The sequence below is a fragment of the Halomonas sp. 707D4 genome (assembly GCF_024158685.1).
Classification (GTDB): Bacteria; Pseudomonadota; Gammaproteobacteria; order Pseudomonadales; family Halomonadaceae; genus Vreelandella.
The window spans coordinates 1-7,934 of the sequence record NZ_JAMZBD010000110.1 but is presented as its reverse complement, the minus strand read 5'-3'; the positions used below and the strand labels follow the sequence as shown (position 1 = coordinate 7,934).

7 protein-coding genes and 1 pseudogene are annotated in these 7,934 nt (G+C 50.2%); 7 read left to right on the top strand and 1 reads right to left on the bottom strand.

Annotated elements, in window-relative coordinates:
• The 7 genes and pseudogenes from BIS11_RS06750 to rho all read left to right on the top strand — a co-directional run.
• Window positions 1–260, top strand: a pseudogene (locus tag BIS11_RS06750) (precorrin-4 C(11)-methyltransferase); the annotation flags it as partial.
• Window positions 257–1,021 (top strand): precorrin-6A synthase (deacetylating), encoded by a 765-nt coding sequence (gene cobF / locus BIS11_RS06745; protein ID WP_253420540.1) that lies wholly within the window; start codon window positions 257–259, stop codon window positions 1,019–1,021. The pseudogene BIS11_RS06750 and the gene cobF, both read left to right, overlap by 4 nt.
• Window positions 1,022–1,097: 76 nt before the next feature.
• Window positions 1,098–1,538 (top strand): YtoQ family protein, encoded by a 441-nt coding sequence (locus BIS11_RS06740; protein ID WP_253420538.1) that lies wholly within the window; start codon window positions 1,098–1,100, stop codon window positions 1,536–1,538.
• Window positions 1,539–2,011: 473 nt separating this feature from the next.
• Window positions 2,012–4,186, top strand: a complete 2,175-nt coding sequence (locus BIS11_RS06735) for an AAA family ATPase (RefSeq protein WP_253420536.1) — start codon at window positions 2,012–2,014, stop codon at window positions 4,184–4,186.
• A 122-nt stretch (window positions 4,187–4,308) separates the two neighbouring features.
• Window positions 4,309–4,884: a hypothetical protein gene (locus BIS11_RS06730; RefSeq protein WP_253420534.1), complete on the top strand. Its 576-nt coding sequence runs from the start codon at window positions 4,309–4,311 to the stop codon at window positions 4,882–4,884.
• A 421-nt stretch (window positions 4,885–5,305) separates the two neighbouring features.
• The gene (locus BIS11_RS06725) at window positions 5,306–5,704 is read left to right on the top strand and encodes a GFA family protein (protein WP_253420531.1); all 399 of its coding nucleotides are present in this window, start codon (window positions 5,306–5,308) and stop codon (window positions 5,702–5,704) included.
• A gap of 87 nt (window positions 5,705–5,791) precedes the next feature.
• Window positions 5,792–6,745, top strand: coding sequence for a transcription termination factor Rho (gene rho / locus BIS11_RS06720; RefSeq protein WP_253420528.1), 954 nt, complete (start codon window positions 5,792–5,794; stop codon window positions 6,743–6,745).
• A gap of 69 nt (window positions 6,746–6,814) precedes the next feature.
• On the opposite strand, the gene BIS11_RS06715 is transcribed toward rho, so the two are convergent.
• Window positions 6,815–7,934 (bottom strand): DEAD/DEAH box helicase (locus tag BIS11_RS06715; RefSeq protein WP_253585852.1); only part of this gene is annotated, 1,120 nt, incomplete at its 5' end.

The following is a 7,934-nucleotide window of genomic DNA, read 5'->3' as shown; positions in this document are numbered from 1 at the left end:
CGCCTTTTTACGGCGGCGTCTGCCCGGTCGCGATCGTCTGGCGGGCGAGCTGGCCGGACGAGCGCGTGCTGCGCGGGCGGCTTGCCACCATCCAGGCACAAATGAATGATGCGCTCCAGCGCACCGCGCTGATTCTGGTCGGTCCGGTGCTCGCGTGCGACGACTTCCAGGAGAGCAGCCTGTACGCGGTAGGCTACGACCGCCGCTTTCGCCCGCAGTCGGCGGATTCGCCTTTTGCCAGCAGCGAGGACCAGCCGTGATCGCGCTCTCGTTCATCGGCATCGGCACCGGTAACCCCGACCACGTGACGCTGGCGGCGGTGCGCGCGCTCAATAACGCGGATGTGATTCTGCTGCCGCGCAAGGGCGAGGCCAAGAGTGATTTGATCGATCTGCGCCGCCTGCTTTGCGATGAGCTGCTGGAAAACAGAAGCGCTGCGAACGTCGTCGAGTTCGACCTGCCCACGCGTGACGCAAACGCCCCGTACCTGGGCGCGGTCAACGACTGGCATGTGTCCATTGCCGCCGTGTGGGCGTCGCTTTTAAGCGAACACCTGCCAAACGGCGGTCGCGCCGCCATGCTGGTGTGGGGCGACCCTTCGCTTTACGACAGCAGCCTGCGCATCGCCAAGCGCCTGCTGGAAGGCGGGCGCGAGATCGAGGTCAGCGTCATCCCCGGCATTACCAGCCTGCAGGTGCTCACCGCTGAGCACCGCATACCGCTCAACGCCCTGGCCGGCGCGGTGCATATCACCACCGGGCGCCGCCTGCGCGAGAAGGGGTGGCCAAGCGATGCCGCCACCGTGGCGGTGATGCTCGACAGCGGCGGGGCGTTTAGCGCGCTTAAGGACAAGCACGTGCATATCTGGTGGGGGGCGTATCTTGGCATGGAGAAACAGTGCCTGATCGACGGGCGCCTGAATGACGTCGAGCAACAGATTCTCGAGCGCCGGGCTGCGCTTCGCGACCAGCACGGCTGGATCATGGATAGTTACCTGCTGGCCCGCGAGCCGCTTCTTTGAGCGCCGCTATAAAGTCGGAATCTTTTTCCATAAAATACGCTCTACCTAACGACACTTATAAAGCGAGGAGCACTCCATGAGCTTTTACGTCTACCTCTCCGGCGAAATCCACACCGACTGGCGCGACGAGATCCAACGCGGCGCCGAGGCCGCAGGACTCGACGTCGTTTTCACCGCGCCGGTTACCGACCACGACGCCAGCGACGCCGCCGGCGACCACCTGGGCAAGCCCGAAAACGGCTTCTGGCGCGACCACCAATCCTCCAAGGTCAACGCCATCCGCACCCGCACGCTGATCGAGCAGGCGGATCTGGTCGTCGTGCGCTTTGGCGACAAGTACAAGCAGTGGAACGCGGCGTTCGATGCGGGCTACTGCTCGGCGTTGGCCAAGCCGTATATCACGCTGCATGGCGAGGATATCGTGCATCCGCTCAAGGAAGTGGATGCTGGGGCGCAGGCTTGGTGTACGACCACTGAGCAGGTTGTGGAAACGCTGAAGTACGTGCTCAAAGCGTAAGCCAGGCTCGAAAGCACTTGCAGGCCCACCGAGGCCTGCAAGTGTCAATGCTCCCAATAAGCCACAGTAGTTAAGAGTATTGGTAGGAGCACGCTTTAGCGCGCGAAGGGCAGCGCCAGCTGCCCCGATAAAACCGCAGCCCTCACTTACTGTCATAAAATTGGCTCAAGCTCGTTCCCAGACCTGAAACATTGCCCACCTGAATTTTACGCAGGCCTACGACCTATTGTTGACCGCTGTCACTAAATTACCACGTGACCTAAGGGAAATTCGTGGATAAAGTATGATTGAAAAGGACAAAACGAGCGCGCACGTGAATAATTGATATGCTGCTTGATAATTGGTCAGCGTTATTTAAATCAATACGTTACGTTTTTGTGCGTACTGTATAACTTCAGTAAAACGCCAGCTTGTTTATTAATATTATGCCGCTGGGTATTAAATAATTGCTATGTGCTTTTGGAGAATGGGATATGATATCTGAAATTAGAATACAGGGAGTTGCAAGTTACCAATCTCTTGTTACGTTAGAAACAGATAAGAAAGTAAATATTATTTATGGACTGAATGGCACAGGAAAAAGCACTCTATCAAACTATTTGTACGATCCACTTAGTGCTGGTTATGAAAGCTGCTCTATTGATATTGGCAGTGATGAATCAATACTGGTTTACAATCAGAGGTTTATACAAGATCACTTTTTTGAAGCTGATAGTCTTAAAGGTATATTCAGTCTCTCTAAAGAAAATAAACATGTTGAAGAAAAAATTATTGATGCCGAAGCTGAACTTTCAATTATTGAAAATTCTTTAAAGGCTGAGCAAAAAGTTATTGAAGAAGAGCAATCCAAAATTTCTGAGTTGAAAGATAAAGCTCATGAAAAGCTATTTGAAATAAAGAGAAAATATACTGGTGGCGACCGAGTATTGGAATATTGTCTAGATGGACTGAAGAGAAAAGAACCTCTTTTTAATTATGTTTCAAATATACCTAAGCCCGATAATGAACCAGCTAAAAGTATACAGCAAATTAAAGATGAAGTTGAAGCTATAAACGGGGAAACCGCAAAAAAATATGAATATCTATCCACGTTTTCTTTTTTAGAGCAAAAAATTGAAGAAAGTGATCTCTTTAATAAAATAATTATAGGTAGTGCAGATAGCTCTGTTTCAGCTCTAATAGATGAGCTTAAAAATTCTGATTGGGTTCGACAGGGTCTTGAATACATCCCAGAAAATATTATTGACCAACCTACAAGCTGTCCTTTTTGCCAAAAAAAGACAATTACTAAGCATCTAGCTAGCGAAATTAAAGGTTATTTCGACAAAACCTATGATGATTCGGTCAATATGATCTCTAATTATTTAGAGCGATATATCAATGCGGCTGATGCGCTTTTACCGTTAGATTCTTATAAAATTAATTCTTTTGTAGAAAACTATTTATCGGAATTGACGGAGAAGTATAGAAGCTTGGAGAAATCTTTAAATTGTAATATTAATGCAATCAGTGAGAAAGAAAAAAAACCAAGCATTCAAGTCGCTTTGGTCAAAACAGACGTATATGTACAAGAGTTCAATGAAATTATAGCTTTAATTAATAATGATATTTCTAACCATAATGATCGACTTGATAATATTGATAGTGAAATGAATAGACTAAGAAAAGAATTTTGGGAGTTAATGCGTTGGGAGTATGATCAAACTATAGCGCCTTACTTCGTTGATCAAAATTCTTCGAAGAAAATAATTTTAGATGCATCAGAAAGAAAATTAAATGCATCTAAAAATGCACAAATAAAAAGAAATGAAATAGCTGAGCTTCAAAAATCAACGGTAAATATAGAAGAAGCAGTTTCAAGTATAAACAACAGTTTGGTTAATCTTGGTATAACAGACTTTTCGATTAAGAGGCATTGTGATGAGCTTTATAGAATAGTTCGTGATAGCAATTCAGATGCGATTTTTTCCTCACTAAGTGAAGGAGAAAAAATGATTATTAGCTTCTTGTATTTTTGTGAAGTATGTAAGGGTAAACGCAGCGCAGCAGAAATATCAAAGAAAAAGATAGCTATTATTGATGATCCGGTCTCTAGTCTGTCTCATATATATGTATATAATGTTGGGCAGTTACTAAAAACAGAGTTTTTTTTATCTTCTCTTTTTGAGCAAGTGTTTATTCTAACACATAGCTTATATTTTTTCTACGAGCTTGCGGATCCTAATCACAATCGCCGAAAAGAAAATCAAAAATTATTTCGCTTGTCAAAAAACAGCGATGGATCAAATATCAAAGCCATGAAATATGAGGAAATTCAAAATGACTATCACTCATATTGGACTGTTGTAAACGATAGGAACCAACCGCCAGCTCTTATTGCAAACTGTATGCGGAATATAATCGAGTATTTTTTCAATTTTGTCCAAAAGGCAGATTTAAGCAATGTGGTACAGAAGCCTGAACTTCAAGGCAACAAGTTCCAATCATTTTGCCGCTATATCAATAGAGAATCTCATTCTCTTGGGCAAAATATATTCGGTTTTAAAGAATTTAACTATGATGATTTCAGAGAGGGGCTGAGGCTTGTATTTGAGGTTACAGGGTATCCTGAGCATTATGAAAAAATGACCAAGAGTATTGCTACATAATGGTGCTGCCCATGAAAAATCACCGCACGCGGAAATTCCACCCGCTACACTACCGAAATTCCAGTGAGTTATGCGCTATGGGTTCTGGTAACTAAATAGCTCTCAACGAAGGGTTGTAAGAATTGAATTATATACAAAGATTGATAAATGCAGTTGACTACACTTGCAGCCTAGGTTTGAAGGTTGAGAAATCTCCAATACCCCTAGGTGAAAAGATTGAAAGTTCAACTATGCAAGATGTTTTTCAACTATGTGGAGATGCATTGTACCACTACGGTTATCAAACTTCAGAAGATTTGGCTGGTCAATGTACGCCTGTGCATTTAATAATAATGCTCTATCTTAAAAGTTACCTGAACATTGAAAGCTTTATCACGGTGGGTGATAGGTATTGGAATGACTATATTTATTGTGAGATGTCTAAAGATTCTATAGAAAGTGAGCTAAAGAAGCCAAATATTGCTGGAGACATTAAAGCCCATGTTTGGCTGACCCTTACAGATGGTACGATTTTAGACTGTACTGCAGAGGCACATGCCGACCTTCTTTTTAAACGCGGTCTATACCCTTCTCATAAATGTATAATGCTCGTTGATCCAAACCAATATGAAAGCGCCAAATCTGGATATCACAGGCCTTATCTGATAGGAACCGATTTTTTAGAAAAGATAGGAATGTATCGGATTGTACATTCATGACAAAACATTGCAGCTTAAAATTCACTGAATGCGGCGTTATGAATAAGAAAAAGTAACCAAGGCAGCCCAATGGAATCAAGACTAATCAGTCTTTTCGTATCCCTGTTTTTCTCGATCCCGACCGCCGTCTTTATTTGGCTCGGGATCAACAAACAGCTCTGGCATTGGAGAGGGTTTCTCAGCAGCACCTACCTGATGACCTGCATTATCGTCTTTGCAGCGTTGGCGTTTCTGCTGCCAAAATTATTTCCCTCTATTATGGGGGCGGTTTGGCGTGGGATAGTCAGGGTCGGGCGCTGGTGGGGTTGGTAGCTGGTTTTGCTTATAACAATTCGATGATATTTGCGCCCGCCTATGACCTCTACCGAGTTCCCTTATCAGGGCACTGCTTATCGCTAAAAAATCAGATATCGAGTTAAAAATGACCTTATCCGGCAGCTGCCTTTGCGGCGGCATCCAATACGAAATAACCGGCCCCCTTACCGACGTCTACCACTGCCACTGCTCGATGTGCCGCAAGCTTCATGCGGCCGCGTTTCGAACCTGTGCCAAGGTGCAGGCCAAGGACTGGCGAACCGTTAAAGGCGAAGAGCTACTCAAGCGTTACGAGTCGTCGCCGGGGGAGTTCAAGGTATTCTGCTTCACCTGTGGGTCCAGCATCCATACCCGGTTTAAGGAAAAGCCGGAGGTTTACGCGCTTCCGCTGGGCACCCTCGATGTTGATCCCGGGGTGCGCCCAAACCGCCATGTGTTCGTAGGCAACAAGGCGCCGTGGTTCGAGATCACCGACGATTTACCCCAGTTCACCGAGAATGGTTGAGGCCGTGCTGCTCATGCGCGATACCATGTTCAAAGTTCAGCCTTTACTCTATGCACCCAGCTAACCCAAGGCGATCCATCGAATCCCATGACGCGCAAAACACTCAGCTTGAAGGTCAAACGTCCGGTAGATGCCAGGCCCGCCGATAAAGCAGACGATGCAGTTTTGGATACCCCCGAAAAGCGGTTTCTCAATGGCGTCGCGATCCATCCTTCCCCCCGCATTCATCTGGAAGCCGGCTCCACCCAGCGCAGCATGCGCGCCATGGATTTGATCACCCCCATCGGCATGGGTCAGCGCGGGCTCGTCGTCGCGCCGCCGGGCTCCGGCAAAACGACGCTGCTCAAACACATCTGCCAGGCCGTGGCCGAGGCGTGCCCGGCGATCAAACTGTACGCGCTGCTGATCGACGAGCGCCCGGAAGAGGTGACGGATTTCAAGCGCAGCGTGTCGGCCGAGGTGCACGCCTCCTCGAGTGACGAAAGCTACGCTCATCACGTGAAGCTGGCCGACCGGCTTTTGGCCAGCGCGTGCCAGCAGGCGGGCGAGGGGCATGACGTGATGATCGTCATCGACTCGCTCACGCGGCTTTCTCGCGTACACAACGCCGAACAGTGGGGCGGTGGCCGCACGATGTCCGGCGGGCTGGATGCTCGGGCCATGGAAATACCGCGAAAGCTGTTCGGCGCGGCGCGCAAGATCGAAAACGACGGGTCGCTGACCATTCTGGCCACCGTGCTGGTGGACACGGGCAGCCGAATGGATCAGATGATCTTCGAGGAATTCAAGGGCACGGGCAATATGGAAATCGTGCTGTCGCGGGAGGTAGCGAGCCAGCGGATTTTCCCGGCGATCGATATCGCCAAAAGCGGCACCCGCCGGGAAGAGCTGCTGATCGACGCCAGGGACATCGAAAAAGTGCGGACACTGCGCCGAGCGCTGACGCAGCTCGAGCCGGTAGATGGCGCGCAGAAGCTATGCGATCTGCTGGAAAAGTACCCCACCAATGCCAAGCTGTTGGCCGCCTTCACATCCGCCTGACGGCGAGAAAATGCCGCCGTGAGAAGCCCGCACGATGACAAATTCAATCAGCGAGCTTCCACTCAAACCTTAACGCTTGCCTTTCTTAACGTGATTCAATTTCGACACGGGGACTTCCTTGCGCACCGGGAAGCCTTCGATCTCCCGGCGCTCGATGACGCTGTTCAAGCGCTTTTCGATGGCGCACAGGTTCTTGAAGTCGCTGATGTCCACCAGCGAGATGGCCTCGCCCGAGGCGCTCGCGCGGCCGGTTCGGCCGATGCGGTGGATGTACTCTTCCGGCGGGAAGGGGAGATCGTAATTCACCACACGGCTCAGCTCGTCGATATCCAGACCCCGGGCGGCGACGCCGGTGGCGACCAGGTACTGGAGCTCGCCGGATTTGAACTGACCCAGCACGGTTTCGCGCATGGCCTGGCTTCGGCCGCCGTGGATGGAATCCGCTTTGATGCCGCGTTTTTCCAGCTGCGCCACCAGCTTCGCCGCACTGTGCTTCTTCTCGACGAAAATCAGCGCCTGATCCCACTGCCGTTCGTTGATCAGGTAGCTCAAGAGGGCGGACTTGTTGTCCTTATCCACCGTGATCAGCCATTGCTCGATCGTGGCGGCGGCGCGAACGCTGGGCGTAATGGAGATTTCCACCGCCGTCTCGCTCTTCTTGCTGTCAGAAAAACCGTGGGCGAGGGCGCGCACCTCGTGGCTCATGGTGGCGGAGAACAGCAGGTTCTGGCGGTGTTCCGGCAGGCGCACCATGATCTTATGAATGTCGTCGACGAAGCCCATATCGACCATGCGGTCCGCTTCGTCCAGCACCAGCGCTTTAAGCTCGTCGAAGTGCAGCGCTCGCTGATGCGCCAGGTCTAGCAGCCGCCCCGGTGTGGCGACCAGAATATCGACGCCTTCGATCAGCCGCTCCTTCTGCGGCTGGGTATCCACGCCGCCGTACACGGCAAGCGACGTCAAGGGCAGGTGCTTGGCGTACTCGGCCACGCTGGCCTCGACCTGGATCGCGAGCTCGCGGGTCGGCACCAGAATCAGCGCGCGGATGCGCTTGGCGCGAAGGGGCTCCGCGTGACCAAAGCGTTCCAGCAGCGGCAGCACGAAAGCGGCGGTTTTGCCCGTGCCGGTTTGCGCGGTGGCGATCACGTCCTTGCCCGAGAGAATGGCGGGAATCGCCTGGGTCTGGATG